The organism is Dietzia sp. HMSC21D01 (genome assembly GCF_001815995.1).
Classification (GTDB): Bacteria; Actinomycetota; Actinomycetes; order Mycobacteriales; family Mycobacteriaceae; genus Dietzia; species Dietzia cinnamea.
In genome coordinates, this window is sequence record NZ_KV823613.1 from 1283 (window position 1) to 1627 (window position 345).

Annotated in this window: 1 protein-coding gene; it reads right to left on the bottom strand. The window is 70.1% G+C overall.

Annotated features, from left to right (window positions below; translation table 11 throughout):
- On the bottom strand, nt 1–345 hold a 345-nt coding region (locus HMPREF3086_RS19370; RefSeq protein WP_305790919.1), incomplete at both ends, for a CoA transferase subunit A.

Here is a 345-nt window from a genome sequence, read left to right on the forward strand (position 1 = left end):
CGGCATGCCGCCGTCGGCGACGAACGTGCCCACGCCCGTGCGGGTGTAGAACGCCCCGATCCCCGAGCCACCGGCCCGCATCCGCTCGGCCAACGTCCCCTGCGGGGTGAGCTCCACCTCGAGCTCACCGGCCAGGTACTGCCGGGCGAACTCCTTGTTCTCCCCCACGTAGGAGGAGACGATCCGCCGCAGCTTGCCGGACTCCAACAGGATCCCCAGACCCTTGCCGTCGACGCCGGCGTTGTTGGAGAACACCTCGAAGTCCCCCACCTCACGCGCGGCAAGCGCCTCGATGACAATCTGCGGGATCCCGCACAGGCCGAACCCGCCGGCGGCGATCGACGC